This is a genomic window from Bacillus cereus group sp. N8 (assembly GCF_016483685.1).
GTDB classification, from domain to species: domain Bacteria; phylum Bacillota; class Bacilli; order Bacillales; family Bacillaceae_G; genus Bacillus_A; species Bacillus_A proteolyticus.
On sequence record NZ_JAEHBK010000031.1, the window covers coordinates 17134 to 43992 of the forward strand.

The window sequence follows — 26859 nt, forward strand, 5'->3', positions numbered from 1 at the left end:
GGGGGAAGTTTGTGTATAAAGTAATTGCAAAGAGGCTTTTAAATGCAATTCCGCTTTTATTTGTTATTTCTATTATTTCTTTTTTATTAATAAAACTAGCGCCGGGCGATCCCGTTCGAAACTTTGTAACGCCGAATATGAGTCCAATTGATGTCGAGCGTATTCGCAAAAGTTTAGGACTAGATCAACCGATTTACATGCAATATATTTTATGGCTAAAAAATATTTTAACAGGGAATTTTGGATACTCACTTCAAAATCACCGCCCTGTTTTAGAACTTATCACAGAAAGATTACCCGCAACAATTGGGTTAATGGGATCATCTTTACTCGTCTCATTTGTAATCGCAATACCGCTTGGACTATTTACAGGTGTGAAAAAGAATTCTATCTTTGATCGCATCGTAAACTTTATCTCCTATGTGGGAATCTCAATGCCAGTCTTTTGGTTCGCGTTACTATTAATCTATTTATTCTCTTTAAAGTTGAATATGCTTCCGAGTATGGGTATGCGCACAGTCGGTCAAGATTCCTTATGGGATATTGTCCAGCACGGTATTTTACCTTGCGCGGTGCTAGCGTTCCAAAACGTCTCTGTTTATATGAGATATATTCGTTCAAGTACCATCCAGCAATTAGAAGAAGATTACGTACAAATTCAATATGCGTACGGCGCTTCAAAGAAAACAGTTTTATTTAATCACGTACTTCGAAATGTATTAATACCAATCATTACAATTTTCGGATTATCCATTCCGAGTTTAGTAGGCGGAGCGTTCATTACGGAAACAGTATTCTCATGGCCGGGACTTGGTTCGCTCGGGGTGAATGCTATTTTTAGATTTGATTATCCAATTATTATGGCAATCACATTATTATCATCGTTCATGTTAATTCTCGGTAATTTAATTGCTGATATTTTATATGGCGTAGTAGATCCGCGCATTCGAATGAGGGGGTGATTTGGAATGAACAATAGGAGATTTCAAACGATAAAAAGTAGTTTTACAAAAAATAAGTTTGTATTAATGGGAGTTATTATACTTAGTGTTTTAACAATAGCGTCTCTTTTCGCATTTGTATCACCGTACGATCCTAGTAAAATGTCGATTCCAGATCGTTTACAAGAACCGAGTATGAGTCATCCTTTCGGCACGGATGATTACGGAAGGGATTACTTAACGAGAGCGTTATATGGCGGACGAGTTTCACTTGCTGTTGGTTTTCTTGCGATGGTTGTTTCTATTACAATCGGTACGGCAGTTGGAACAATTAGCGGATATTTTGGCGGAAAGTTAGACAACTTCTTAATGCGAGTTGTTGAAGTTCTTATGTCGATTCCGTCATTCTTTTTAATGTTGTTATTAAATGCGTATTTAAAACCAGGAATTACAACGTTAGTTCTTATTATCGGACTATTAACGTGGATGGACACCGCGCGTATCGTAAGAGCAGAAACGTTATCTGTAAAAGAGCGTGAGTACGTTTTATACGCAAAAGTATCGGGACAAAAATCACTCATGATTATTGTAAGACATATCATTCCTAACATTTTATCGACCATTATAATCGCAGCGACATTAACAATTGCGACATCGATTTTAATGGAATCATCACTTAGCTTCTTAGGATTAGGTATTAGAGAACCAGATTCTTCTTGGGGCAGCATGCTGAACAATGCGCAAGGGTACATAGGTGAAGCTTGGTATTTAACGCTCTTCCCAGGGTTCCTTATTTTATTAACAGTACTAAGTTTTAACGTAATTGGTGAAGCGCTGAAGAAAGCTTTTGCACCAAAAGGGGCCGGGCATGAAAACTAAGTCGTTAAGTGAAAGGAGTGAGAAGCGTGTCTGAAAAACTATTAGAAGTGAAAAATTTAAAGACTTCTTTTTTCATAGAAGACGGAGAAGTAGAAGCTGTTCGCGGTGTTTCATTTAGTTTGAAAAAGGGTGAAGTCGTTGGGATTGTTGGCGAATCGGGAAGCGGAAAGAGTGTTATGGCGAAATCCGTTATGGCTCTCGTTACGTCGCCAGGGAAAGTGAAAGAAGGAGAAATTCTATTTCACAATGAAAACGTGCTTTCTAAATCGGAGAAAGAATTGCGTTCTATGAGAGGGAATCAAATTTCACTCATATCCCAAGATCCAATGTCGGCATTAAACCCAGTCGTGAAAATTGGAAAGCAGATGACGGAAGTAATTATTCGGCATCAAAAAGTGAAAAAGAAAGAAGCAGAGCACATCGCGGTTAACTTGTTAAAACAAGTCGGTCTTTCTTCACCGGAGGAAAGGGTGAAACAATATCCGCATGAACTAAGCGGTGGTATGAAGCAACGGGTTATGATCGCAATGGCGATGTCTTGTAATCCAGACCTTCTCATTGCGGACGAACCGACGACAGCGCTTGATGTAACAATACAAGCACAAATACTAGACTTAATGAAAAACTTAAAAAACGAAACGAATATGTCATTACTTCTTATTACGCATGATCTTGGAATTGTTGCGCAAAACTGTACACGCGTTATCGTTATGTACGGCGGGCTTATTATGGAAGAAGGACATGTACTTGATATTTTCCAATCGCCGAATCATCCATATACGAAAGGGCTATTAAACTCTCTGCCAAAAATATCGAACGGCGTAAAAGAAAGACTAGCTCCAATTCAAGGTGTAACGCCGAACTTATTGCACCCGCCGAAAGGTTGCCCATTCGCAGAGCGTTGCCCACATAAAATGGACATTTGTGAAAAAGAACGTCCGCCATATTTTGAAATCGGAAACGGAAGACGCTCTATGTGCTGGCTAAATGATAGGGCGGTAGGTGATTCCCATGCATGAAGAAAACTTAATTGAAGTTCGGAACTTAAAAAAGTATTTTCCTATTAAAAAGGGACTATTCGGCAGAAAAACAGAGCAATTAAAAGCAGTCGATGACCTAAGCTTCACAATTAAAAAGGGTGAAACATTCGGGCTAGTAGGAGAATCCGGCTGCGGAAAATCAACGACAGGAAGAAGCATCATTGGTTTACACGACGTTACTTCAGGTAACATCCTATTCGACGGAAAAGATATCGCAGATCTAAAAGAAAGTGAACTAAAAGAATATCGAAAACGAATGCAAATCATTTTCCAAGACCCATACGCATCATTAAACCCGACAATGAACGTATTCCAAATTATTAGCGAACCGATGAACATTCACGGCTCTTACAAAGAGGAAGAAAGAAAAGAAATCATTTTAGACCTGCTCAAAAAAGTAGGCCTAAAAGAAGAACACCTATATCGCTACCCGCACGAATTTAGCGGAGGCCAAAGACAGCGCATCAGCATCGCGCGCGCACTATCTGTAAAACCTGACTTCATCCTATGTGACGAACCAATCTCAGCACTAGATGTCTCAGTCCAAGCACAAGTCGTAAACATGCTGCAAGACATTCAAGAAGAAACAGGCGTCACATACTTATTCATCGCACATGACCTATCCATGGTAAGACACATATCAGACCGAATCGGAGTCATGTACTTAGGAAACATAGTAGAAATTGCCGACAGCGAAGACCTATACACAAAACCGGCACATCCATACACACAAGCACTACTCTCATCCATGCCAGAACCAGATCCAACAAACACAGGCAAAGAACGGATCATCCTAGAGGGAGAAGTACCAAGCCCACTAAACTCACCATCCGGCTGCAAATTCAGAACGCGCTGCAAATTCGCCACTGAAAAATGCGCGCAGGAAGTACCGAAAATGGTGGAGATTGCAAAAGGGCATCAAGTGGCTTGTCATTTGTTTTAGAGGAGGAAGCACTGGGGGGACCTGGTGCTTTTTGTTGTTTTACGTGGTCATTAAGCTAACAAAGGAAATTATTAGATACGAAACGCTTCTTGTTTCACAGATAACAAGTTTTGATTACCGGTGCTCCAAAATTAAGTGGAGAAATCATCATAACTACTAGTAGCCAAAAGGGAAGGGCTTTTAATTGAAACTGAACCTCCCATATTTCCATACTCTCAAAAAAGATTTATAGTTATATTATAAATCTTCTTAAGGAGAGGATATATTGAATAAGAAGAAGAGGATAAATATTGCTGTTTTTACAATCTTATTATTAATAATAGGATATACATTTTACACAATGTATAGTAAAAACATTACTCAAGATAAAGCTTCAAAAGTAGCAATAAATCACATGAAGGATAAAGAAAATATAGATCTTGTAGTTACTAAAGTTGAGATTTTACATGGAGTACGTGAGGGTTTTATTGATGTAGAAGGTTATTCTAAAAATGATAAGAAAAAGGCAATTCGCGTTACAATAAACAAAACTCAAAACTATTTAGTCTCCGGTGGGGGATTTAAGAATCAAAGGTAAACGATTAGATTACTCAAATAGTAAAGTAATTCAAATTAGAAAAAGGCACCTTAAGGTGCCTTTTTCATTACAAGGATTAAAAAATTTTTAACTAGATTTATTATTAACTAATTTATCCCCACCACCAAGCTCCGCCTCAATCTGCGAAGTCTTCGATGACTCATCCATACGCCAATACGTAATAAAGCTTATTGCGATACATCCAGCTACGTAGAAATAGAATAGTGATTCCATCCCGATACTTTTTAGCCATAATGCGATGAACTCGGCTGTTCCGCCAAATATCGCAACAGTTAGTGCATAGGGTAAACCAACGCCAAGTGCACGAATTTCAGTTGGAAAGAGCTCTGCTTTTACAATTGCGTTAATAGAAGTGTAACCAGTCACGATAATGAGACCGACCATCATGAGTAAAAATGCTACAATTGGTTCTGTCGTTTTTTCCATAAAGAAGAAGATTGGTGCTGTGAGTAAAGTTCCGAGAATACCGAAGGCCATTAATAGTGGGCGGCGTCCGATTTTATCAGATAATAGCCCTGCAATTGGTTGAAGTACAACGAATATAAGTAGTGCGGCAAAGTTAATCCAGCTTACAACTTCTTTCGGAAGACCGACTGTGTTCACCATGAATTTTTGTAAATATGTTGTGTACGTATAAAATGCAACAGTGCCTCCTAAAGTTAGACCGACTACTGTTAATACTGCTTTCGGGTGTTTCATAAGAGCGCGAACGGTTCCTGCGCTTTCGCGGTTTTTCGATTCCATATTTGAGAACTGCTCTGATTCATCCATTGTACGTCGAAGCCATAATACAGCTACTGCGCCCATCGCACCAATAATGAATGGAATACGCCATCCCCAAGCTTTCATATCTGGTTCGCTTAGTAATTGCTGAAGAACAATTTGAACGCCTAACGCAACCATCTGTCCAGCAACGAGCGTTACATATTGAAAACTTGAATAAAAACCACGGCGTCCACTACTAGCCATCTCAGATAAATACGTTGCGGAAGTTCCATACTCTCCGCCAAGTGACAACCCTTGAAGTAAACGAGCGAGAACTAAAATAATTGGCGCCATAATACCGATGCTTTCGTAACTAGGCGTACAGGCGATAATTAAAGAACCACCGGCCATAACCGTAATGGAAAGCGTTAATGCTGCCCGGCGTCCGTGCCGATCTGCATAACGTCCCATTAGCAAACTTCCGATAGGGCGCATTAAAAATCCAACTGCGAAAATAGCTGCTGTGTTCAGTAACTGACTCGTTGGATCTCCTTTAGGAAAGAATTCTGCTGAAAAATAAACAGCGAAAGCAGAGTAAACGTACCAGTCGTACCATTCAATTAAATTGCCGACGGAACCTTTAAAGATATTGCCGGCGACTCGGTTAGATTTTGCTTGAGCCATAATAATTCCTCCTCTTGCTTATAAATAAAATGATAATTATGAAAGCGCGTTCAATATAGTTGAATTGTACTGTTCATGAATTAAAATCTCAATATTATGACAATTTTATTCTTTTTGTACTTTATGTACATGGAGAGTTTTAATAGTTGCTTCATTATTAGTTTTGTCATAATAATAGAAAAAAGGAGATTGATAGTTTTGAATATTTTATCAAAGGATATGGAGTATGAAGAAATCACGCAAAGTGTCATTACAAACGAAAATAGTAAGCTTAATTATTACGTTAATTTTATTTGTCGTTCTCCTATTAGCCGGAATATTTGTTTACATTCAGTCCGTTGATACGAAGCGCCAAGTGGAACAATTAGCTCTGCAAACGGCGAAGTCACTTTCTTTTATGCCAGCTATAAAAGATGCTTTTCAATACAACGAGCATAAAAGTCCCATTCAATCCATTGCGGAACAAGTTCGCGAGCAAGCTGGTGCAGATTATGTCATTATAGAAGATCGTTATGGGGTCATGTATTCACATTCTAATTCGGAGTTGATTGGTACAAAGAGTAACAATCCATATAACTATGAAGCACTCACTTTTGGCGGATACTATACGCTTGAAGGAAATGGTGAAAGTGGTCCGGCTTTAATGGCGAAGGCACCCATTATTGTTCATAACGGAGACTATGATCAAGTAGTAGGCGTTGTGACAGTAGAGTTTTTAATAAAAGGTATTGAATCTAACATACTGAGCAGAACGAAAGAAATTATCCTCTTTTCCTTAGCGGTATTATTAGCCGGAATTGTTGGCGGCATTCTTTTAGCACGTAGTATTCGTAAAGATACACTCGGTTTAGAGCCGAATGAAATCGCAGCGCTATACCGGGAACGAAGTGCGATACTACTATCTATAAAAGAAGGAATTATCGCTCTTGATCAAAACGGTTGTATTACGATGATGAATACGTCGGCAGAAGAGATGCTGCATGTAAGTGATGATTATATGCAGCAGCACATTTCAAAAGTTTTACCGAATTTTAATACGGAAAGAGTGCTAGAAAACGATCAAGAAATCGCGTTTCAAGATAAAGTGTTTATTTTAAACATGACACCAATACTTGAAAATAACAGTACGGTAGGAGTTGTATGTAGTTTTAGAGATAAAACCGAATTGCAAAACCTTGTGAACACAATATCTGAAGTAAGAAAGTATTCAGAGGACTTACGTGCTCAAACACATGAATTTACAAATAAACTTTTCGTCTTATCAGGATTACTTCAGTTAGGACATTACAGAGAAGCGATTGAATTTATCCAACAAGAATCTAATATTCATCAAAGCCAAAATCATATTTTATTTCATCAAATTCACGATGCGAAAGTACAAGCTATTTTATTAGGAAAACTCGGAACAGCGTCTGAGAAGAAAATTGATTTTCATATTGAAGGAGATAGTGCGCTTCATCCGTTACCAGACCATATAAAAGTTTCGCACCTTATTACGATCGTTGGAAACATAATCGACAATGCGTTTGATGCAGTGAGTAACCAAAATGAGAAGAATGTTTCATTTTTTGTTACGGATATTGGGCACGATATTGTTTTTGAAGTAATAGATAGTGGAGCAGGGATACCGGCGGAAAAAATCACAACCATTTTCCAAAAAGGATTTTCAACGAAAGGAAATGATCGTGGTTACGGACTAGCAAACGTGAAAGAAATGGTAGATCTACTAGAAGGAACAATTGAAATTCAAAACGAGAAAAATGGAGGAGCTATTTTTATAATTTACCTTCCGAAAACATTGAGAGAAAGTACATGACAAACAGGGGGATGAGCATATGTTGAAGGTTGCAATTGCAGAAGATGATTTCCGCGTAGCGCAAATTCAAGAGGAGTTTTTATCAAAAATAAAGGACGTAAAAGTAATCGGAAAAGCATTAAACGCAAAAGAAACGATGGAACTACTACAAAGGGAAGAAATCGACTTACTTCTATTAGATAATTATTTACCAGATGGAATTGGAACAGACTTATTGCCGAAAATCCATGCTGACTTTCCAAACGTTGACGTCATTATGATTACAGCGGCGAATGAAAACCATATGCTAGAAAAAGCAATTCGAAACGGCGTAAGCAACTACCTTATAAAACCCGTCACGTTAGAACAATTTGTCCGCACAATTGAAGACTATAAAAGAAAGAAGCAATTATTACATAGTAACAATGAAGTAAATCAAGCACTCATCGATAACTTTTTCGGTACTTCGCAAATGCAAGATATGAAAAACTTACCGACAGGTGTTGATCCGTTAACACTTCAAAAAGTGAAAGGAATTATAAAAGGATTCGAAGAGGGTATTACAATAGAAGAAATGGGAGAACAAATGGGAGCTTCCAGAACAACCGCGAGAAGATATTTAGAATACTTAGTAGCGACAAACGAATGTACAGTAGAATACACATACGGCATTATCGGGCGACCAGAACGAAAATATCGAATAGGACGAGGACTATGAAAAAACGATTATTACTATGTATATGGATCATGACAGGAGTAATAGCTGGTTGTTCCTCAGAAAAACCTCAAACGAATACAGTAAACATAGAAGAAGTAGAAATCGTTGCGCCAAACGTTCAAGGAGCAGGATGGGACTTAACAGCGCGGGCGATGCAAAAAACGCTAACAGAAGAAAAAATCTTCACAAAACCAATCACAGTCACAAACAAAGTAGGCGGCAGCGGTGATGTCGGATGGAAATATACGAAACAAAAAGGCGGTCACGTACTTGCGATTAACTCAAGCTTACTCATAACGAACAACTTACTAGGCCATAGTAAACTAACATATAAAGACTTCACCCCACTCGCAACGCTAGCGTCGGACTGGGAAGTCGTTGTCGTATCAAAAGACTCTAGCGTAGACAACGCAAACGAACTAATGGAACAACTAAAACAAGACAAGAAAAACTTCAAAATCGGCGTGGCCCCCGGCCTAGGAAACGACGATCACCTATCCTTCGTACAAGTAAGCAAAGCCTTCGGCATAAACCCTGCCGAACTACAATTCTTCGTCTACGAAAACAAAGAAAAAATCATAAACGCCCTAACGAACAAACAAATAGGCGCCGCAACAATGACCCTATCCGAAGCCGAAAAACAATACAAAGCCAGCAAAATAAAAATACTAGCCGTATCCGCACCAAAGCGCCTAGACCGACTACCAGAAATCCCAACTTGGAAAGAACAAGGCATCGACGTTGTCTTCCAGCACTGGAAAGGGATTATGGGACCAAAGGATATGACGGAGGAAGAGGTTGCTTATTGGGATAGTGTTATTAAGAAGATGGTGGAGAGCGATAGTTGGAAGGGGATTTTGAGGGAGCGGGGTTGGGAAGGGTTTTATAAGGGGAGTGGGGAGAGTAGGAGGTTTTTGGAGGAGAGTAGTGAGTGGTATGGGGGGATGGTGGGGAAGAAGTAAAGCAGTAAGTATTTAGGTGATAAAGAAAAGATTTAACGTTTCATGTATAATATGAAGAGTAAGCCACCAACAACTATTGAGTTGGAAGAATATTGTTACACAACTTAAATTGTAAATACTTATTTATTAACATTTTTATAAGTGAAATTTTTTAATAACAAAAAGGACTCGATTATGAGTCCTTTTGCTTGTTGTATTTGTGTATTGATTACTTAAAAAAATAGTATTGACTTAAACTTCTACTGTGTTGTACTCACGTACGATTTCTCCTAACTCAATTCCTATACGTTCAACGATTCCTGTAACTAAGGCATTCCCCATGAAGAATAAACGCATACGGTCTGAAACCTCACGGACATTTTCAAGATTATCTTTTTTGAATTTGGTCCAGTCTGGAGGGAAATCTTGTAATAATTCGGCTTCAATCGGTGTAAGCAGTCGGTATTTCCCATCGATTTTAAGCAAATGTGTTGAACGGTTTACAGAACCTTCACTTGTAAGCATTGTGCGTCCCGGCATATCGAGAGAATCATACGGACTCATTCCACCTTCACTAAAGGTATATTTATGACCGTTATCAGCTACTCGCTCAATTTTTTTAGGACCCCGTAAGTATTCAAATTTTTTAAGCTTTGGATTGTCATCGTCTAACTGATAATTTAAGATATATTGGTTATACTCTTCTTCACCATGTTTGCGCACATAATATTCCTTCGCTTCTCGAACAATTTCACCCAAAGTCTTTGGCTCTTCCTTAACTGGTAATGTATCAATTGTGAAGTATTGACCATAACGCATAATACCAGTATTCCAAATAGTACCTGTGAAATTGTCAGAAATGTCTACGATATACTCTTCGTTGAGGATGTCTTTATCAGATAATGTATCTGAGTAGTGACGTTTTTTGTATGCCTCTTGTTCAATTGGAAATTGACGAGCGAACAATCCATCTTGAAAGATGTAGTTATCGAAATCACCTTCATCACATGTCATGATATTTTTTTCTTTCTTAGGCTTGCCATACTTTTCATCCATCGCCAAGGCAAATGGTGTGTCATTCCGATATACGTAAAAGAACACACGGCGGCGACGCTGAGCGCGCCCATAGTCTGCAGCGTTAATCACACGCCATTCAACTGAGTAACCAAGTTGCGCAAATGCACCAAGCATAATTGCAAAGTCTCGTCCACGTTGTGAAGATGGTGATTTTAATAAACGATCAACGTTTTCTAAAATCAAATATTCAGGTTTGATATGGTTAACTGCACGGATGATCTCCCAAAAGAGAACACCTTTCTTTCCTTCGATGCCCAATTCATGTTTTTTAGAACGAGCAACGGAATAGTCTTGGCAAGGGAACCCACCAACTATCATGTTTACACCATGAGCTTTCATTTCTTCGAAATATTCATTTGAGGCCTGCATGATATCTTCATTACTGTGTTGAACATGCGGATAATTATATATACCTACTTCAAAGGCATCTTGTGATTTACGAGATGGTTCAAATTGATTAGTGTTTGTTGTTTCAAAGAACGGTTCTTTGAGTGTTAAGTTGGCGTTATCAAGCCCTACTACGAAGCCTCCAACCCCGTCAAACATTGAAAATACTTTATACTTAGACATTCACTTTTTCCTCAACTTTCTCAAAGATTTCGTTGTAATCGGTAATTTCCAAACAGTTCATTACCTTTTCGAGTTGTTCTAAGTTCACCGTAGAACGGATGCCTCGAACCATATCACTAATAGAGCTTTCACGAAGCCCACTAGCTTTTGCTAAGTCCTTTTGGCGCATTTCTCTCTCCTTGAGAATTTCATTCAAGCGTAGTTTGATCATACCTTTTGCTCCCTTCAAAAAATACGGGATATTGTATCAATGAATCATTATAACCTATGCAGACAAAAAGTTGAAGGTAATTTATAATAAAATTGCACCAAAGATTAAGATTTTCTATTAAGGAGATAGCGATGGATAGAGAATATAAAACAATTCGAGAAATAAAAGAACGTGGTGAATCTGCTGTTGGTAAAAGGATAAAGGATCTTGTCACACAGGAGACTGTAAATAAGTGGTACGCTAGCCCAAGAAATAAAGGTTGGCTTGGAAATGCGGTTGAAAAAGATTGGTTTGGGTTAGCGAATAACAACCGGCCTGAAGCTGATTTTAAAAATCTAGGTGTAGAACTCAAATGTGCTGGGCTTAAATTTTTCAAAAAAGAAAATTCCTGGGGTGCCAAAGAAAGACTAGTTCTTAACATTTTTGATTTTAATGAAGAATACAAGAAGGATTTTCAAGATTCTTCTTTTTTGGAAAAGTCAAAGCTTGTAGAACTCATGTTGTATAAATATGATCCAGTTAGTTTTTTTCAATTCGAAGAAAAGGAATATCCAATCTATCCAGATTTCTTAATGACCCACTCTACTCTTTTTAATTTAAACGACTTATTAGATGATGATTGGGCAATCATTGAAAATGATTGGAACATTATAATGGATATGATTCGTCAGGGGAGGGCCGAGTATATTTCCGAAGGCATGACACAGTACCTTGGAGCAGTGACAAAAGGAGGTAAAACTGAAGAAAACAAAACAAAACAACCGTGCAGTAATCAGAAAGCACATAGACGAGCTTTTTCTTTAAGACCAGCGTACATGAAGGAAATTACGAAGCGAATTGTAAAGGGCGAATTAAAGAGTTCAACTACTTATGCTTCTTATCAAAATGACTATCCTGAATTACATAAAAAAATCGATGCAAATCAAATTGGCACTCAAGAGCATATAATAAAAGATTTATCCGAGTTAAAAGACAAAACGTTTGAACAAATCATTCTCGAGCAGTTTAAACCGTTCTACAATATGGATAAAAAAGTCTTAGCAGAAAAATTTGGTGTTAGAATCAAAAAAAAGAATGACAAAGCAAGTTCACGGCTAATTGCGCAGAAAATGTTTAATCTACAAGGTGATTTAGAAGAAACAGACGAGTTTAAGAAGGCTGGAATTGCTGTAAAAACAGTTACCGTAAAATCTAATCAGAGAGAAAAAATATCTGAAAAAAGAATCACAACTGAAGGATTTAAGCTTGAATCGGATGTTAGCTTCATTAAAGATATTAGTAACCTTGACTGGGAAGATACTCGAGTGTATGACTATCTTTCCACAACAAAGTTCTTATTAGTCGTTTACGAGGAAACACCAGAAGGAGAGATATTTAAGGGTGCAAAGTTTTGGTATATGCCAGAAGACGAACTCATGGGTACAGTCAAAAAAACATGGGAAACAATTAAACAAACCCTCATTAATGGTGTCGAGTTAACCTTTAAACGTGTTTCTAATAATAAGGGTTATAAAATAGAGAACAATCTGCCGAGCCAAGTGAGTGGTCCTCAAATTCTTCATATTCGGCCTTCAGCTGACCAGTCGGATTATTATGAAAGTAAAAATTCAGATCGGCTCTCCTGTTCTGCAATTTGGAAGGATAGACCTGAGGATATGAAAGATATCTTGACAGATAATTATATGGTTAAGCAAGCCCTGTGGTTAAATAAAAATTATATGTACCAACAAGTAAAAGAATTTTTTGAATGAGATTACTTGATTTGTACTAATACGCTGATTTCAGAAACCAAGAAAGAATCCAAAAGGTGTTTTTTTGAACAAACTAAGGATTGGAGTGCCAAAAAGTACATAGTAGAGAAACGATGTGGCGATAAGTACATTAAGTGGTTGTTAGCTAATAGTTGACAACTTAAACTTATGAAACTTGCAAAAGGTATAAAAGATGTGATACTTAAAAAGGTTAGTAGATATGCCGAAATATCTTAAAAGATAAGCTGGGATTGCAGCCCAGCTTATATTTTTTTTCGCGAAAAGAAATATAAGAAGATTTTAATTGATTAAAATCTTTAAGAGTCTAACATATGACTGAGGTGATTTAGAGGGGAAATTATTTTTAACATTTAGTGATGAAGGAAATTTTTTTAGCTACTAAAAGTCATATCGTTTCTCTATCTATAAATACTAGAAGCCGGTATGGCAACACAAAAATAGACAGTTTTTTTAAGATGTTCCTGTCTGTACTGAACAGAGCTCAAATTGCCTAGTGTGCCATGGATTTTAATCTTGTTAAACCAGTTTACGTAGTCGTTTAATTCTAAGGTCAATTCTTCTAGACTTGCGAAGTGACGATAGTGAACGAACTCTGTTTTAAAGATTTTGTAGGTTGCTTCTGCTACCGTATTATCGTAGGGCAGCCTTTCATATTTAATGAAAGCTTGTTTTTGAACTCGTTTCCTCGATTTGTATGAAATAAGGCAAGTTTTTTTTCACCGTTGCGAAAAAAAATCGGCATCTTTCTATTGGCCCGTACTATGCCCTATAATTTCTCGATTAAAGAAATCAACTAATAAACATACGTAATTCCAATTTTTATTCACGCGGACGTATGTAAAATCATTTACGACTACAGCTAACTCTCTTCGGTTTACATTGTGCAATCGTATAGTTTGATACTAAAACTTGGTTCTTCTTTCTCTTTTATTTTTCGTCATAGTAGATTCTCCTCAAATATATTAGTTGTAGTTTACTTGCCCTTAATTTTTTTGTCTAGTTCAGTGTAGCCTATCCACTGTTTATTTTCTAATCATAGCTGCTCCAATCCATTTAATTCTTTTGGCCCTTCTCTATAAGAATGTTGTTTTTCTACAGGTTGTTGTAAACGGTGTGTTTGACCGGTACGATACTATTTCATCCATGTCTTAATTTGAGAAACATTTTTAATTCCAAGCTTCTCCATAATGATGCGATTTGAATACCCATCCTTTTTCATTTCAATGACTTTCTACTTTGTTTCTTCTGAGTAATGAGCTCTTGTTTTTTTCATCTACCACTATTTGGGTTCACTTCACAAATCCAGGTGGCTTTTTATATGGAGGTATTTAAGGACTAATTTTGCAACTCGAAAGTTAGAATTATTAGCAGTTGTGTTTGATTTTATTGATTTGATGCAAAATGAAGTTCGGATTATCATAATTTTTTTTGAATAAATGGTGCAATGTTCATTTCATTTTTATAAAAATAACAGTTTATAAATTACTAAATAAAAAAAATGTAGTTAATATATAAAAAATGTATTTTATGAAATGAGATTTTTATGTTATTATATTTTTAAATTAATAATATTATATTTTATATTATATGTGAATTGAAAAGGAGATCGATATATTCGTGGGATATAATAGTAAAAAAGCTGATAAATTTAAAGAACTAGCAGAGAAACGTGTTTCAGATACGCTTAAAAAGTTACAGTTGATTGGTAATTTAGCGAATAAAAATAACTATGAGTATACAGATGAACAAGTAAAGCAGATTATTGACACGCTAGATTCAGAGATTAAAAGTTTGAAAAGTAAATTTATAGAAGAAAGTAAACAACGTTCTACGGAGTTTAAATTCAAATAGACAAACAACTATTTAAAGATACAGGAGGATAAAATATGCCTAAGTGGAAATTTCCTAATGGACAAGGGTTAACTCCAAAGGGGGTAAATAATCCATCAATTGAAATATTCTTAGATAATGTTGCGGAGTCTTTGACACGTGAAGTACTGCAAAATTCGTTGGATGCAAAAGATAAAAGCAAGGAGGAAGCAGTTGAAATTAGGTTTGACTTTTTTGAAATGCCAACAGAAAACATCTTAAATATTAAATCTATTAGAGGTGAGGCATTGCCGAAAGCACTCGAATTATGGAAGAAAAAAAATAATAAAGACACTCTCGATTTTTTAAAGCGTTTTAGTGATGTACTTCACGCACCTAAAGTACCGGTCTTAAAAATTAGTGACTACAATACAACAGGCTTAAATAAAAAGAAGTATGAGTCATTAGTTTTGGGAGACGGTTATTCAGAAAAGGATGACACTGATTCAGCGGGTAGTAAAGGAATCGGTAAAGCAGCACCGTTTGCAGCCTCAGATCTACGGATGGTGTTTTATAATACACTAGCAAATGAAGGAACTGAAAAGTCAGTAGGTGTAATGAATTTTGTTTCATTCAACATCAAAGAAGAAAACTTCATTACACAAGAGCGTGCGACGTGTGTGGATCCTGAAACAGACTATATTGCTGGACAGCAAACATTTGGTTACCCTGAAAGAAAAAATGACGAATTTGGGACAGATATTTTCATTATCGGTCTTAAAAATTATGATAATTGGAAGCAAAATATTATTCTTTCAACGTTAAATAATTTTTTACTTGCGATTGTTCAAGGGAAGCTTGTTGTACAAGTTGGTAAAGCAGAAATTATTAACGATTTAACTGTACATTCTTTAATGAACCGTATATATGAAGAGAATAAACTTCGTGGAGATATAAAAGCGCAGTTTTTAAAAACGTATCGTTTTTATGAAGTATTAATAAGTGAGAAAACACTAGATTTTCATTTGGATGAACGTTTTATAAAATATCCATTTGTTAAAGATCTAGCGGATGCTAAATTATATTTGTTGCAGCATGAGCCAGCCAATCGTACAGTATTGCAAACTCGTGCAGCTGGTATGAAAATTTATGAGCGTAATCGTGTTAGTGGCAATATCAATTTTTCAGGCGTATTTCAAGCGTCAGGAAAAGAGTTGAATGAGTATTTAAAAGATTTAGAAAATGCTAATCATGATACATGGAGTATTGATCGTAAGCAGGGAGAAGCACATCTAGAAGCAGCAGGTTTTTTAAAGGATTTATTGCAATGGTATAAAGATAAAGTACAAGGGGCTTTTGCAGATATTGGTACGGATGTTATTGATGCATTCGGAGTAAATGATTTATTGCCTTTAAATGAGCAACAAACTGAAGGTGAGAAAAAACAGAAAGACTCGGGTATAAAAAATAATTTCGAGGATTTTAAGTTTTCGCGAAAAAATAATAAGACTCAAACATTAGATGGCGATAAAGAAGAAGTTTTGTTAAAGAATGTACTAGAAGCTGTAGGAATCGGAGATGGTGATACTTCTGGTAGCGGCGGTAAACGTGAGGGCCGTGGTGATGGAGACTCACCTCACACAAACTATGGGGCAGGTAAAGAACCTGGTGATCAAGGTCCAAATAGTGAAGATGAGGAAGTTATCACGAATAAGGAAAAACGAGTAGGTCCGTCTACTTCTATTAAGCTGAAAATTATTGAGCTTAATGCAGCTGAAGGGAAGTACCGAATTGTCGGGAAAGTATTGAAGAAATCAAAAGCAATTGAAGTTGAATTGAAGTCAATCGGTGCAAATGGTGTGACATACCCATTGAAAGTAGTGGATGTTGCAAGTCAATCGAATGAAATTTCGATTAAACGAAACGCAGTTCGATTAGAGAGTCTATCGAAAAACGTTGTATTTAGTGCAGATATTTCAATTGATAGTAAATTACGGTTAAAAATGGAGGGCACGGTATATGAAATTAAAAGCTGATTTATTTCCGTATCCGGTTTTAAGTAGTGAAATGAATGACTATGAAAATAGCGAATTTAGTAGCGACATTCATTTTGAAAAAGTATCACCATCTAAAATGAATGTTATGGTGAAATTTCAATTAAACGATGCGATGTTAGAGCGATTCATTGCTGAGGGAAAGGCTGTGTATGCCGTTCATTTAGAAGGGGTTTCTTCAAGTTATCGTAAGTTATTTACAGCGTCCAAGTTACAAAATGAGCTTACGATTTCGTTAAATGCTAACGAAATCAGTGGCAAAATCGAAGTGAATACGATGATTTTAGCTAATGAAATGATTGGAAATTATAGTAATCCAAATTTCAATAATGAATACTATGGTGATAACTTTAATGTACTTAAGCTAATCAAAGGAGATATTTTAGCGTTTGATACGATGGCGGAGCTAAATATTAAATTTGCTAATAAAGAAAATCCAAATGCTAAGTCGATGATTCGTGTTGCAGCGATTAATGATGTGTTTATGGATGTTAATATTGATGGCGATATTATTTTAGTCAACTTACCTCAAAATGCGCACAAAGCTTATCAAGTTATGAGTCGCTCGGATCAAGTTAAACAAAGTATGTTGCTAGTAACGATTGTTGTGCCCGCATTAACATATGTAATTGAACGCGTGAAAAATGGTGATTTCAACAGAGATTGTTTATGGGTGCCGGCCTTATTTGAGTTACTAAACAAAGCGGGCTATGACGAACAAACGATTTTAACTGCTGACGCCATGAAAGTTGCACAGCAGCTATTGGATGCACCTGTAGAAGATGCATTATATAACTTTTATCAAGGAGCTGAGCTTACGGATGACTAATGTTATTAAATATGTAACAGATGAATTTTTAGAAAATTTTAAAGTTAATTTTAAAACGGATTATTTACCACTATATAAAACAAATGATACAGTCGAAATTGCGAAAATCTTTTCGAATCCTGAAAATGTTCATGAAAGCTCGACAGTTTTCGATTATGTACCATTGAAGTTAGAAACAGTTGATGGTGAAGCTACAAAAGAAAATATTCGAACGCTGTGGAATAGTTTGAAGCATATTTCAATTTCAGAAGCTGAAAGTGAAAAGATGTGGGTAGCTTTAGCAAACACTTACTACATAGATTATCATTTAAATCAGTTGAATTTAATTGCAGCTCAAGATAAGGACCGTAGTATTGAAAGTAGAACAATTTTTAATCAAGGTCATAAGCGCTCGCTAACGATTAATAATTTATCGTTACTATGGTGGGTAGCTTATTACACTGTAGATGTGCAACATCCAAGTAATCCATTCCACTTAACGGACTTTTTTGTAGACGGTGCATTCCGTGGTAACGCAGTTATTTGGTTCTCGAGTAATATTATTTCTAATAAAGCTATTTCATTAGGGATTTTAGAGGCCATTAAAGAGCTAGCTGAGCAAGATAAAATGATTGTGAATCGTTATTCTTACTCCAATGCAAATAAAATCTTAAATCAAATTGGTGGGGTGAGAATGTTAGACATGCTAACACGTGAGGAAGTAAAAGAAATTATTTGTGCGAATCTTTTAGACACAGAAAAGATTCGGGTGCCACAAATGCAATAATTAAAAATCACCCTATTTTATAATAGTACATAGTGAATAAACAACGTTTAAAAGATAGGGTGATGAGCTGACTTATTCGGGTTAGACAAAATAAAAACATCTCCCATTGAAATAAGGGTTGGACTAACGTAATTTCATATAAAGACCTTATTTAAAAGTAATTCTTGTTATAATAGAATTAAACTTTTATTGAGTGGGAATAATTAAAAGAAGCTTAGAATCCTTGAATTAAAAGGGTTCTAAGCTCTTTTTTTATCGCTGCAAACAATTTGTAAATAAAAAAATATTTGTATAGTAAGGATCTTTAGGGGAATTTTAGTTTGATTGTAAAATTTCTTTTAACTGCTCTTTTGAAAGCCAAGGTCTTTTTCTGTGTAGCATTCGATGGCAATTTGCACATACTAAAATAATATCTTCAACTCTTGTTTTTGAACCTTCTTTTAATTCAGAAACAGGAATTACATGGTGTCCTTCAATGTAATCTTCTCCTAGTTCTCCATATTTTTCTTTATAGTCAAATTTACAGATTTCACAAAAAAGTTTTCCGTTGTTTTTTGATTTAAATTCGTCTTTGACAGTTCTTATCAATTTAGAATTTCTTTCTCTATAGATATGTAGCCGTAATTTTTTCTTTCCTTCTGGGAAGCCAGCATCATCTTCTGTTAGGTCAACATTTTCTTTCGCTGGTTGATAATCTTTAAGACCCCATCGACCGTTACCTTTTCCGTTTACAGCATAAAATAAATCTTCGCCACCTTGGAAATCTTGACTCTCACTAGACTTTTTATAAATAGTACCTCTAATAGTGTTTTGATAAGTCTTTGTTATTACTTTGTTATCTCTGGCTTTTACTTCCTCATAAATTTCCTCTAAAGTTGCTTCACCACCTAAAGATTTTAGTGATTCAACAACTTCGGATTTCCATGTGATTTCCATTCATTCCACCTCCTGTAAGTAAGTATAGTATACTATTCTACTTTAATGTATACAAATCCATATTCTTTTCTCTTTTTTGGGGTTATAAAAAAAGAGAACTATTGGTATTAGCCCTCTTTTAATCTCTGTTTAACATGCTAATTTGAAACCAATTTTCTATCAGGTATATCAGTATATTGAACATTAATTATTTCTTTTAGCTTATTAGCAACTTCTCGATTCATATTAGGATTTAGGTCTCTATATGTTCCTAATGTGGTTTGGATGATTACTATTACTAAAACTTTTCTATACAATCCCTTGCACCTCCCCCAACGTCACCCCCTAATCTAAAGAAGACAAAATAAAAAAGGGGGGACCAAACCACTCATGAAAACCACCACAAAAGAAAAAAGAAACACCATCAACATGCTACTACTCTCAGCCGCAATAGGAATCTTTTCACCACTACTCATGTACATCACACTGGCACGTAAAAATGAGGTGTACAAATATCATTGCCGAAAGGCGTTCAACTTTCATTTATTAATTTTTCTTCTATTTAATATTAGTTCGCGTATTAGTGATGTTTTGTTTTGGATCGTACTTGCCTTCGAGGTCGTTCAAGTGATCATTGTTGCGTGGAAAGTAATACGCGATGAGCCATATCGTTATTTCATTCGAATTCCGTTATTTAAAGAAGATAAGTATGCGGTGGAAGGAGAATAGGTGATGAAACAAGAAGTGGAAATAAAGAGAAAGCGAATTTTTATTATGATTGCAGTATTGTTTATTGCGATTTATATTGTTTTACGAAAAAGAAAGTATGAGTACTTTTATGATGGTATTAGTGAGTATGAAAATCGTTATGGAGGGAATGTTCCTTTTTTATTACTTGTTGTAGGTTTGTTTCAATATTGTCGGCAGAATGAGATGAGTTTTTCTCATATGCTTCAGTATGTGCAAGAGAAGTTATCGGAGTAGGTGATGATATGGCGTGGATGATTAGTGAGTTTGCAAGTGTTGGGGATGTTACGGTGCGGACGCTTCGTTATTATGACAAAATCAATTTATTAAAGCCGAGCGATTACACTGAGGGTGGGCATCGGTTATATACGAAAGATGATTTGTATGTGCTGCAACAAATTCAATCGTTTAAGCATCTCGGTTTTTCGCTTGGGGAAATTCAAAATATTATATTGCAGCGTGATATAGAGACGGAAGAGTTTTTAAGACAAATGCATTTTCAAAGAGAATTGCTTTTGACAGAGCAAGAAAGAATTGCGAAGGTACTTTCGCATATGGATGAGATGACGAAGAAGTTTCAAAGGGAAGAACGAGTGGATGTCGCTTTGTTTTCTTCGTTTTTACAAACCTTCATATGGGAGAAAGAAAATAAAGAATGGTTAGAGGAACACTTTTCAACGGATAGTGTTCGAGCGTTTTATAATGATAAGGAACTAAAAGAAAAGTTTGATCGGCGTTTTATGGATGTGATAGGGAAGTTGAAAAAGTATAAGGTAGAAGAGAAGGATCCGAGTCATTATGACGTTCAAGCTACCTTGAAGGAATTTTTTAATTTAATAGAAGAGGTAACGAGCTATCTTGATACACCTCAAAGTGATATAGAGGATATAATCCAAAAATCAAATCTTCCACTATCCGAATTCCCAACCCTCTTCCCAACCGAAGAAGAAAACTATATAAAAGGAGCAATGCAGCAGTTTAACACCTAGTTAAACTGTTTTTCCATTATAATAGAAGAAAAACCAAACGGAGGGAAATCCCATGCCAACCTACAACAAACTAATCAGAAACAAAATCCCACAAATAATAAAAGCTAACGGAAAAACACCCACAACAAGAATCCTACCCGAAGACGAATACATAAAAGAAATCTGCAACAAAACAGAAGAAGAACTAACCGAATACCTAGAAGCAAAAACAAAACCCCACAAACTCGAAGAACTATCCGACCTACTAGAACTAATAAACGCCCTAGCTGAACACGAAGGCACAACACTAGAAGAAATCAACAACATCCGCAAAAAGAAAGCAAAAGAACGAGGTGGCTTCTCAGATCGAGTCTTTCTAATCAAAGTAAACGACAACTAGCCCCTTACATACCCCTTACAAGCCCCTACCAAGTAATAAATCACTAAGAAAAAACACAACAAAACAAAAACACCAACAAACACCGTAGTAGTAGTCAAAAAAAATTTGAAATAACACGCCAAAAACCCGGACCTCCTTCCTATATATAGTACATAGAGGGAATTTTCATTTTTGAATGAGAACGGGAGGAACTTTGATGGCGGTGTATCGTAATGTGCAGGTGAATTTTTGGCAGGATGATTTTGTTTTGGATTTGACGCCGGAGGAGCGGTATTTTTATGTTTATTTGTTAACTTGTTCGAAGACGACGCAGTGTGGGATTTTTCCTTTTCCGAAGCGGTTAGCTGAGATGGAGACGGGTTATAACAGGGAGACTGTTGATAAGTTGGTACAACGCTTCATCGATTATGGAAAGATTCTTTATGATGCAGAGACGAGGGAGTTATTTATTTTAAATTGGCTTCGTTATAATCCTGTGACGAATACGAATGTGGAGAAGTGTGTGCTTCGTGAGCTTAAGGGTGTGAAGAATAAGGAGTTTGTACGTATGTTTCTTCAGAAGTGTGCGGAGGAGGAGCTGAATGTTCCGATGCTTTTAGCACATTTCGGTATGCCTAGTGATTTGGCTATGGATGATGTTGATCCGGTTTGCGAGGAGCCAGAGAAAGAAGAGGTTATAGAGGAAGAGACGGGAAGTAAGGTGTTCACGTTTTATGAACAACATTTTGGTAGTTTGTCTCCTTTTACGGTAGAGGAATTGAATGCGTGGATGAATGATTTGTCAGAGGAGCTTGTGCTGAAGGCTCTTCAAATTTCGTATGAGAATAAAAACCGGAAGATGGCTTATGTGAAGGGGATTTTGAGGGGATGGCACGGGAAAGGATTTACGAAAGTGTCTGAGGTTGAGGCGGATACGGCAAGGTTTCGAAAGAAGGAGTCGTCTGTTAGTAGCGGGGAGACGGCAAATTTTTTGGCGAAGTGTGAGGAGTGGGAGAAAAATGCACCTTCTGAGGAAGAGTTGCAGCGCTTTTTAGCGGAGCGCGGGTGGCGTCCATGAGTATTCAAAATGTGGAGGCGGAAAAGACGGTGTTAGGTTCTCTATTACTAGATGGAGAGCTTATTAAGGAGTGCCGTTTGACGGAGCAGTATTTTTCAATGCCAGTGCATAAGTCTATATTTCAGTTAATGCGAAAAATGGAAGAGGAGGGGCAGCCGATTGATCTTGTGACATTCATTTCTAGGGTGAATCCGAATTTTTTGAAGGGGATCGGGGGAATGGAGTATTTTATAGGGTTAATGGATAGTGTGCCTGCTACTAGCAACTTCTCTTATTATGAGGGGCTTGTTCGAGGTGCGTGGAAGATGTATCAGGCTGGCGTTCTTGGATACAAGATGGGAGAGCGTCTTATTGCGGAGAAGGACGAGAAAATTATTGGTGAGACGATTACGGAACTTTGTGAGTTAGAGGAAAAGGACTGTGTATGTGAGTTTGATTTGAAGGATGCGTTAGTTGGTTTGTATGAAGAGCTTCATCAAGATACGAAAGAGAATACTGGTATTGAGACTGGTTATATATCGTTAAATAAAATGACGTGCGGATTGCAGGAAGGTGATTTTGTTGTTCTTGGTGCGCGTCCTTCTATGGGGAAGACTGCGTTTGCGCTAAATGTTGGACTGCATGCGGCGAAGTCTGGAGCGGCAGTTGGGCTGTTTTCATTGGAGATGAGTAGTAAGCAATTGTTAAAAAGGATGGCATCTTGCGTAGGCGAGGTATCAGGAGGTAGGCTGAAAAATCCGAAGCACCGTTTTGCGATGGAAGACTGGGAAAAGGTGAGTAAGGCGTTTGCGGAGATTGGTGAGTTACCGCTTGAGATTTACGATAATGCAGGCGTTACGGTGCAAGATATTTGGATGCAAACTCGAAAGTTAAAGAGGAAGCACAGTGATAAAAAGCTTTTAGTCATTGTAGATTATTTGCAGCTTATTACGGGCGATCCGAAGCATAAGGGCAATCGATTTCAGGAGATTAGTGAAATTTCACGGAAGCTTAAGTTGTTAGCACGTGATTTAAATGTTTGTGTAGTAGCGTTGTCGCAATTGTCTCGTTCCGTAGAGTCACGTCAAGATAAGCGACCGCTTTTATCCGATTTAAGAGAGACAGGACAAATTGAGCAAGATGCAGATGTCATTATGCTTATGTATCGTGAAGATTATTACGATAAGGAAACGAAGCAGAAAGAGATGACGGAGATTCATGTGGCGAAGCATCGAAATGGACCTGTTGGTAGTTTTAAACTGAGATTTTTGAAAGAGTTTGGACGGTTTGTGGAGGGAAAATAGTGAAAAGACTGGAGTATCACTTTGCAAATAAAATAAAGCATAAGTTTTCTATTTAATTAACTTATGCTTTATTTTTTGATCCTTTCAATATGCTTCTTATTTTTCCATAAAGAAGGATTTTCGCTCTGTAGTAATCCATTGCTCTAAATCATCTTGGCTACGTCGTACAAGTCGATTCACTAAAACATCATGCCATACATAATCCTCTAATAGGTATATATGAACAGGGTCATCTGTATAAAAAGCAATATTACGCTCCTCAAGTGATGGTCCATAAATCATCTCTTTAGAATCTATCGATAAAATAAACCAATGTTCTGTAGACAGGGTTTCTGTATAAGGTGTTATACGATGGGCTTCTAGATTTTTAATGGGATTTTCAACATGCAGGGTAATACCTTGTATCATGACTTTATCGGCTACCTCAGATAGTTCTTCTTTTAATACTTCGTACATCTCATCCCACATCGAAATGACAATACGTTTTTCTGCTTTTTTGATTAATGCCTGACAATAGCTAATGATTGTTTTATTGTCTTTTAAAGTAATCACTCGATTATCCGTTTTTTCCTCGGAAGTTTCTAGTTTTTTTAATGAATCACTGATTCCTTCATAAGTAGACTGCCATTCTGATTGAGCCTTCTGTAAAAAGACTTCAACCGGTAGAGGTGAATAGCGAGTAGTGTCATTTATTTCTTCCTTCATGACAATTCCTTTTTCTACAAGGTTACCTAAAACCTCGTAAATCCGCGCTCTTGGGATACCTGAATCTTTACTCACTTGGTAAGCCGTAACAGGTCCTTGTTTAACAAGAGATACATAAGATTTAGCTTCATATTCATTAAAACCAATTTTTTTAAGCTGTTGCACTATGTAGGCCACTTTTTTCGTCCTCCGATGTTTGCTTTTATATTTCAACGTTACAATAACTGTTTACATTTAGCAAATTATTAGTTACTATTCGAATGGTGACTAAAGGGAGGTTAATAGTATGGATTTTTATTTAGACCCATCAGTATTAATTATTTTGATTGCTTTTGGATTTTTAGCTGCATTTATTGATTCAGTTGTAGGTGGTGGAGGATTGATTGCTTTACCAGCTTTATTATTTACAGGACTGAACCCAGCAAGTGCAGTAGCTACGAATAAACTAGCGTCGACAATGGGGTGTGCAACTAGTAATATTGTGTTTTATCGTTCTGGTAATCTTGATTTGAAATCGGCGTTTAAATTAGTTCCACTCACTTTCATAGGTTCCGTAATAGGTGCATGGACCGTTCATTTAATGAACCCAGAACTACTGAAGCCATTGATGCTGATCATGCTTGGTGCGGTTGCTATTTATACGATATTCAAAAAGGATTGGGGTAGTATTTCCACTCATAAAAAATTGTCTGGTCGACACGTCATTATCTTTACCTTTTTTGTTTTTGCTATTGGTTTTTATGATGGATTTCTAGGTCCTGGAACAGGTTCATTTTTAATGTTTTCTCTTTTATTTATTGGGTATGATTTTTTAAAAGCAGCAGGTAATGCGAAGTTTCTTAATTTAGGAAGTAATATTGGCGCATTGTTGATGTTTATGTATGTAGGACAAGTAAACTATGCGTATGGTTTTATAATGGGAATTGCTCAAATTGCTGGAGGGATCGTTGGCTCCAAATTTGCTATAAAAAAAGGAAGCGGGTATGTTCGTGCTCTTTTCATTACAGTAACTTGTTTATTGTTAGCGAAAAATCTGTATGACTATATTCAGTAAGTAATTTTGAACATCTTCACTTCAAAGAACGTAGAAAAGGTCAAATATGAAGGCTACATAAAATATAAGAAGATACTAGGGGCAAATTTCTTTTAACATTTTTTAGATGCTACCTTATTCGAAGATAGCATCTAAAAAAAGGCTCATTTAAAAGAAAATTTAAGTTTAGAGAATGAAAATAATATAAACTCATATTTTTCTGGGGTATGTTTATTGATCATAGTGAAATGTTTACTCTATATTCTTCTTATAATTAGGCCTCAACAAACTCTTAAAATCCAACTCAGCAATCAACACACTCAACAATATAAGCGTCGCCCCTAAATATCCTTTCCCAGTAAGCGTTTCGCCTGTGAAAACAAAGGCAAATCCTGCGGAAAAGACAGGTTCTAATGAAAAAATAAGTCCTGTATGGGTAGGCGTAGTGTATTGCTGGGCGATTACTTGCACAATGAATGCCACCGCTGTGCAAAATATGCTTAAGACTAATATGATTAGCCATGAATCGATAGTGCTAGGAAGTTTTGGTGTTTCTATAACAAATGAAAAAATAAGGCTAAATAGGCCGACAAAACCGAGTTGTATGACCCCAAGTGCAATGGAATTCACATGTTTCGTTACTGATCCGGTAATGATGACGTGAATCGCATAAAATAAGGCAGACAGTATACAGAATATATCGCCGTTACCGATCTTGAATTCACTAGTTAATGTTAATAAGCCGATTCCTATTATCGTTAACACAATTCCTAATATAACTTTCTTTTCAGGAATGTGTTTTAAAAATATAGCTGATAATATTGGAATGAAAATGACTGTGAGACATAGTAAGAAACCAGCATTAGAAACGCTTGTATACTTTGTGCCAAACGTCGCAAAAATGTAAACGATAAATAAAACAGAAGCTAGTATAAAGGCATATTTTACAGTTTTAAAATCGATTTTGAATAAATGTTTGTAAAATATTAAACCTGATAAAAGAAAAGCGATAATAAATCGTAATGCGATTAAATTATATTCTTCTATGCCATCAAGTCCAAGCTTTGTAAGTAGGATGGATGCACCCCAAAAAAATGTAACTAGTAGTAGCATTAAATCAGCTTTTAATTGAATTTTCATTTCTATTCCCTCGTTATGTATAATTTATGATTCCATACCCCTATCCCTATCGTTTATTTTAATATTAATTCTGAATATTTGTAACAAAAATTTATCGACGCTTTTTTCTCCATCCAATTATTGAAAGTTCGGACCTGAAGAAAATCGGTATGTAAGTTTCTAAAGTGAATAGAAATAATGAAAAAGAACCCAATTTCTCTATTTTATGAACAGCTCCCTGTCAAGTAGACAGTGGAAATAATAAAAAACCTTAAGCGGCTTGAATCCTGTATTCCAATG

The 26859-nt window shown here is 36.4% G+C and carries 27 protein-coding genes and 1 pseudogene; 20 read left to right on the forward strand and 8 right to left on the reverse strand.

From position 1 onward, the window contains the following. Nucleotides 1-11: 11 nt before the first annotated feature. The 5 genes from JDS80_RS25670 to JDS80_RS25690 all read left to right on the forward strand — a co-directional run bounded on the left by JDS80_RS25670 (nt 12) and on the right by JDS80_RS25690 (nt 4380). Nucleotides 12-962 carry an ABC transporter permease subunit gene (locus tag JDS80_RS25670; RefSeq protein ID WP_199640262.1) on the forward strand — a complete coding sequence of 317 codons (951 nt, stop codon included), beginning with the start codon at nt 12-14 and terminating at the stop codon, nt 960-962. A gap of 6 nt (nt 963-968) precedes the next feature. Further along, complete coding sequence (locus JDS80_RS25675) at nt 969-1820, forward strand: ABC transporter permease (RefSeq protein WP_199640263.1); 852 nt, start codon at nt 969-971, stop codon at nt 1818-1820. A 26-nt stretch (nt 1821-1846) separates the two neighbouring features. Further along, complete coding sequence (locus tag JDS80_RS25680; RefSeq protein ID WP_199640264.1) at nt 1847-2839, forward strand: oligopeptide/dipeptide ABC transporter ATP-binding protein; 993 nt, start codon at nt 1847-1849, stop codon at nt 2837-2839. Beyond that, nucleotides 2832-3803 carry an ABC transporter ATP-binding protein gene (locus JDS80_RS25685; RefSeq protein ID WP_199640265.1) on the forward strand — a complete coding sequence of 324 codons (972 nt, stop codon included), beginning with the start codon at nt 2832-2834 and terminating at the stop codon, nt 3801-3803. The genes JDS80_RS25680 and JDS80_RS25685 overlap by 8 nt, the downstream gene beginning before the upstream one ends. A gap of 265 nt (nt 3804-4068) precedes the next feature. After that, a complete protein-coding gene (locus tag JDS80_RS25690; protein ID WP_199640266.1) occupies nt 4069-4380 on the forward strand; it encodes a hypothetical protein in 312 nt (103 codons plus the stop codon). 87 nt (nt 4381-4467) lie between these two features. Here JDS80_RS25690 and JDS80_RS25695 read toward each other — a convergent pair whose 3' ends face one another. Next, nucleotides 4468-5790: an MFS transporter gene (locus JDS80_RS25695; RefSeq protein WP_002166267.1), complete on the reverse strand. Its 1323-nt coding sequence runs from the start codon at nt 5788-5790 to the stop codon at nt 4468-4470. 226 nt (nt 5791-6016) lie between these two features. Here JDS80_RS25695 and JDS80_RS25700 point away from each other — a divergent pair, with 226 nt between their 5' ends. From JDS80_RS25700 to JDS80_RS25710, 3 genes are read left to right on the forward strand one after another with little or no spacing between them, the layout of a single operon-like run. Continuing rightward, the gene (locus JDS80_RS25700) at nt 6017-7606 is read left to right on the forward strand and encodes an ATP-binding protein (protein WP_199640267.1); all 1590 of its coding nucleotides are present in this window, start codon (nt 6017-6019) and stop codon (nt 7604-7606) included. A 19-nt stretch (nt 7607-7625) separates the two neighbouring features. Further along, nucleotides 7626-8303 (forward strand): response regulator, encoded by a 678-nt coding sequence (locus JDS80_RS25705; RefSeq protein WP_199640268.1) that lies wholly within the window; start codon nt 7626-7628, stop codon nt 8301-8303. Further along, the gene (locus JDS80_RS25710; RefSeq protein WP_199640269.1) at nt 8300-9265 is read left to right on the forward strand and encodes a tripartite tricarboxylate transporter substrate binding protein; all 966 of its coding nucleotides are present in this window, start codon (nt 8300-8302) and stop codon (nt 9263-9265) included. The genes JDS80_RS25705 and JDS80_RS25710 overlap by 4 nt, the downstream gene beginning before the upstream one ends. A gap of 231 nt (nt 9266-9496) precedes the next feature. Here the strand turns inward: JDS80_RS25710 and dcm are convergent, their stop codons facing one another. Beyond that, entirely contained in the window at nt 9497-10891 is a 1395-nt protein-coding gene (dcm, locus tag JDS80_RS25715; RefSeq protein ID WP_199640270.1) for a DNA (cytosine-5-)-methyltransferase, read from the reverse strand. Continuing rightward, nucleotides 10884-11102: a helix-turn-helix domain-containing protein gene (locus JDS80_RS25720; protein ID WP_016513852.1), complete on the reverse strand. Its 219-nt coding sequence runs from the start codon at nt 11100-11102 to the stop codon at nt 10884-10886. The genes dcm and JDS80_RS25720 overlap by 8 nt, the downstream gene beginning before the upstream one ends. 131 nt (nt 11103-11233) lie before the next feature. Here JDS80_RS25720 and JDS80_RS25725 point away from each other — a divergent pair, with 131 nt between their 5' ends. Then, nucleotides 11234-12853: a MutH/Sau3AI family endonuclease gene (locus JDS80_RS25725; protein WP_199640271.1), complete on the forward strand. Its 1620-nt coding sequence runs from the start codon at nt 11234-11236 to the stop codon at nt 12851-12853. A 419-nt stretch (nt 12854-13272) separates the two neighbouring features. Here the strand turns inward: JDS80_RS25725 and JDS80_RS32265 are convergent, their stop codons facing one another. Together JDS80_RS32265 and JDS80_RS25735 are read right to left on the reverse strand one after the other, a co-directional pair. Further along, on the reverse strand, nt 13273-13575 hold the full coding sequence (locus tag JDS80_RS32265; protein ID WP_199640287.1) for an IS3 family transposase: 303 nt from the start codon (nt 13573-13575) through the stop codon (nt 13273-13275). A 335-nt stretch (nt 13576-13910) separates the two neighbouring features. Next, a pseudogene (locus tag JDS80_RS25735) lies at nt 13911-14093 on the reverse strand (IS3-like element ISBt2 family transposase); the annotation flags it as partial. A gap of 398 nt (nt 14094-14491) precedes the next feature. On the opposite strand from JDS80_RS25735, the gene JDS80_RS25740 reads away from it, so the two are divergent. From JDS80_RS25740 to JDS80_RS25755, 4 genes are read left to right on the forward strand one after another with little or no spacing between them, the layout of a single operon-like run. Continuing rightward, entirely contained in the window at nt 14492-14725 is a 234-nt protein-coding gene (locus tag JDS80_RS25740; RefSeq protein ID WP_199640272.1) for a hypothetical protein, read from the forward strand. 35 nt (nt 14726-14760) lie between these two features. Next, nucleotides 14761-16719 carry a hypothetical protein gene (locus JDS80_RS25745; protein ID WP_199640273.1) on the forward strand — a complete coding sequence of 653 codons (1959 nt, stop codon included), beginning with the start codon at nt 14761-14763 and terminating at the stop codon, nt 16717-16719. Continuing rightward, nucleotides 16703-17566 carry a hypothetical protein gene (locus tag JDS80_RS25750; protein WP_199640274.1) on the forward strand — a complete coding sequence of 288 codons (864 nt, stop codon included), beginning with the start codon at nt 16703-16705 and terminating at the stop codon, nt 17564-17566. Before JDS80_RS25745 ends, JDS80_RS25750 begins: the two co-directional genes overlap by 17 nt. Continuing rightward, nucleotides 17559-18332: a DUF6339 family protein gene (locus tag JDS80_RS25755; RefSeq protein WP_199640275.1), complete on the forward strand. Its 774-nt coding sequence runs from the start codon at nt 17559-17561 to the stop codon at nt 18330-18332. Before JDS80_RS25750 ends, JDS80_RS25755 begins: the two co-directional genes overlap by 8 nt. A gap of 315 nt (nt 18333-18647) precedes the next feature. On the opposite strand, the gene JDS80_RS25760 is transcribed toward JDS80_RS25755, so the two are convergent. Further along, nucleotides 18648-19268, reverse strand: a complete 621-nt coding sequence (locus JDS80_RS25760) for an HNH endonuclease (protein WP_199640276.1) — start codon at nt 19266-19268, stop codon at nt 18648-18650. 369 nt (nt 19269-19637) lie between these two features. Between JDS80_RS25760 and JDS80_RS25765 the strand changes: the two genes are divergently transcribed. The 6 genes from JDS80_RS25765 to dnaB all read left to right on the forward strand — a co-directional run bounded on the left by JDS80_RS25765 (nt 19638) and on the right by dnaB (nt 23702). Next, the gene (locus JDS80_RS25765; protein ID WP_199640277.1) at nt 19638-19976 is read left to right on the forward strand and encodes a magnetosome magnetite crystal formation protein family; all 339 of its coding nucleotides are present in this window, start codon (nt 19638-19640) and stop codon (nt 19974-19976) included. A 3-nt stretch (nt 19977-19979) separates the two neighbouring features. Further along, complete coding sequence (locus tag JDS80_RS25770; protein WP_199640278.1) at nt 19980-20231, forward strand: hypothetical protein; 252 nt, start codon at nt 19980-19982, stop codon at nt 20229-20231. An 8-nt stretch (nt 20232-20239) separates the two neighbouring features. Next, nucleotides 20240-20983: a MerR family transcriptional regulator gene (locus tag JDS80_RS25775; RefSeq protein WP_199640279.1), complete on the forward strand. Its 744-nt coding sequence runs from the start codon at nt 20240-20242 to the stop codon at nt 20981-20983. 52 nt (nt 20984-21035) lie between these two features. Next, complete coding sequence (locus tag JDS80_RS25780; RefSeq protein WP_199640280.1) at nt 21036-21362, forward strand: nucleoside triphosphate pyrophosphohydrolase; 327 nt, start codon at nt 21036-21038, stop codon at nt 21360-21362. A 196-nt stretch (nt 21363-21558) separates the two neighbouring features. Further along, nucleotides 21559-22419: a DnaD domain-containing protein gene (locus JDS80_RS25785; RefSeq protein WP_199640281.1), complete on the forward strand. Its 861-nt coding sequence runs from the start codon at nt 21559-21561 to the stop codon at nt 22417-22419. Next, nucleotides 22416-23702 carry a replicative DNA helicase gene (dnaB, locus tag JDS80_RS25790; RefSeq protein ID WP_199640282.1) on the forward strand — a complete coding sequence of 429 codons (1287 nt, stop codon included), beginning with the start codon at nt 22416-22418 and terminating at the stop codon, nt 23700-23702. Before JDS80_RS25785 ends, dnaB begins: the two co-directional genes overlap by 4 nt. A gap of 96 nt (nt 23703-23798) precedes the next feature. Here the strand turns inward: dnaB and JDS80_RS25795 are convergent, their stop codons facing one another. Continuing rightward, the gene (locus JDS80_RS25795; protein WP_199640283.1) at nt 23799-24584 is read right to left on the reverse strand and encodes a helix-turn-helix domain-containing protein; all 786 of its coding nucleotides are present in this window, start codon (nt 24582-24584) and stop codon (nt 23799-23801) included. A gap of 109 nt (nt 24585-24693) precedes the next feature. On the opposite strand from JDS80_RS25795, the gene JDS80_RS25800 reads away from it, so the two are divergent. Next, nucleotides 24694-25461 carry a TSUP family transporter gene (locus JDS80_RS25800; protein WP_199640284.1) on the forward strand — a complete coding sequence of 256 codons (768 nt, stop codon included), beginning with the start codon at nt 24694-24696 and terminating at the stop codon, nt 25459-25461. A 231-nt stretch (nt 25462-25692) separates the two neighbouring features. On the opposite strand, the gene JDS80_RS25805 is transcribed toward JDS80_RS25800, so the two are convergent. After that, nucleotides 25693-26580, reverse strand: coding sequence for a DMT family transporter (locus tag JDS80_RS25805; protein ID WP_199640285.1), 888 nt, complete (start codon nt 26578-26580; stop codon nt 25693-25695). Nucleotides 26581-26859: the final 279 nt, after the last annotated feature.

Bases quoted from the DNA above. Each gene is read 5' to 3' on its own strand.
- JDS80_RS25675 (WP_199640263.1), top strand. From the start codon at position 969: ATGAACAATAGGAGATTTCAAACGATAAAAAGTAGTTTTACAAAAAAT.
- JDS80_RS25685 (WP_199640265.1), top strand. From the start codon at position 2,832: ATGCATGAAGAAAACTTAATTGAAGTTCGGAACTTAAAAAAGTATTTT.
- JDS80_RS25695 (WP_002166267.1), bottom strand. From the start codon at position 5,790: ATGGCTCAAGCAAAATCTAACCGAGTCGCCGGCAATATCTTTAAAGGT.
- JDS80_RS25700 (WP_199640267.1), top strand. From the start codon at position 6,017: ATGAAGAAATCACGCAAAGTGTCATTACAAACGAAAATAGTAAGCTTA.
- JDS80_RS25705 (WP_199640268.1), top strand. From the start codon at position 7,626: ATGTTGAAGGTTGCAATTGCAGAAGATGATTTCCGCGTAGCGCAAATT.
- JDS80_RS25710 (WP_199640269.1), top strand. From the start codon at position 8,300: ATGAAAAAACGATTATTACTATGTATATGGATCATGACAGGAGTAATA.
- dcm (WP_199640270.1), bottom strand. From the start codon at position 10,891: ATGTCTAAGTATAAAGTATTTTCAATGTTTGACGGGGTTGGAGGCTTC.
- JDS80_RS25720 (WP_016513852.1), bottom strand. From the start codon at position 11,102: ATGATCAAACTACGCTTGAATGAAATTCTCAAGGAGAGAGAAATGCGC.
- JDS80_RS25725 (WP_199640271.1), top strand. From the start codon at position 11,234: ATGGATAGAGAATATAAAACAATTCGAGAAATAAAAGAACGTGGTGAA.
- JDS80_RS25745 (WP_199640273.1), top strand. From the start codon at position 14,761: ATGCCTAAGTGGAAATTTCCTAATGGACAAGGGTTAACTCCAAAGGGG.
- JDS80_RS25750 (WP_199640274.1), top strand. From the start codon at position 16,703: ATGAAATTAAAAGCTGATTTATTTCCGTATCCGGTTTTAAGTAGTGAA.
- JDS80_RS25755 (WP_199640275.1), top strand. From the start codon at position 17,559: ATGACTAATGTTATTAAATATGTAACAGATGAATTTTTAGAAAATTTT.
- JDS80_RS25760 (WP_199640276.1), bottom strand. From the start codon at position 19,268: ATGGAAATCACATGGAAATCCGAAGTTGTTGAATCACTAAAATCTTTA.
- JDS80_RS25765 (WP_199640277.1), top strand. From the start codon at position 19,638: ATGAAAACCACCACAAAAGAAAAAAGAAACACCATCAACATGCTACTA.
- JDS80_RS25770 (WP_199640278.1), top strand. From the start codon at position 19,980: ATGAAACAAGAAGTGGAAATAAAGAGAAAGCGAATTTTTATTATGATT.
- JDS80_RS25775 (WP_199640279.1), top strand. From the start codon at position 20,240: ATGGCGTGGATGATTAGTGAGTTTGCAAGTGTTGGGGATGTTACGGTG.
- JDS80_RS25780 (WP_199640280.1), top strand. From the start codon at position 21,036: ATGCCAACCTACAACAAACTAATCAGAAACAAAATCCCACAAATAATA.
- JDS80_RS25785 (WP_199640281.1), top strand. From the start codon at position 21,559: ATGGCGGTGTATCGTAATGTGCAGGTGAATTTTTGGCAGGATGATTTT.
- dnaB (WP_199640282.1), top strand. From the start codon at position 22,416: ATGAGTATTCAAAATGTGGAGGCGGAAAAGACGGTGTTAGGTTCTCTA.
- JDS80_RS25800 (WP_199640284.1), top strand. From the start codon at position 24,694: ATGGATTTTTATTTAGACCCATCAGTATTAATTATTTTGATTGCTTTT.
- JDS80_RS25805 (WP_199640285.1), bottom strand. From the start codon at position 26,580: ATGAAAATTCAATTAAAAGCTGATTTAATGCTACTACTAGTTACATTT.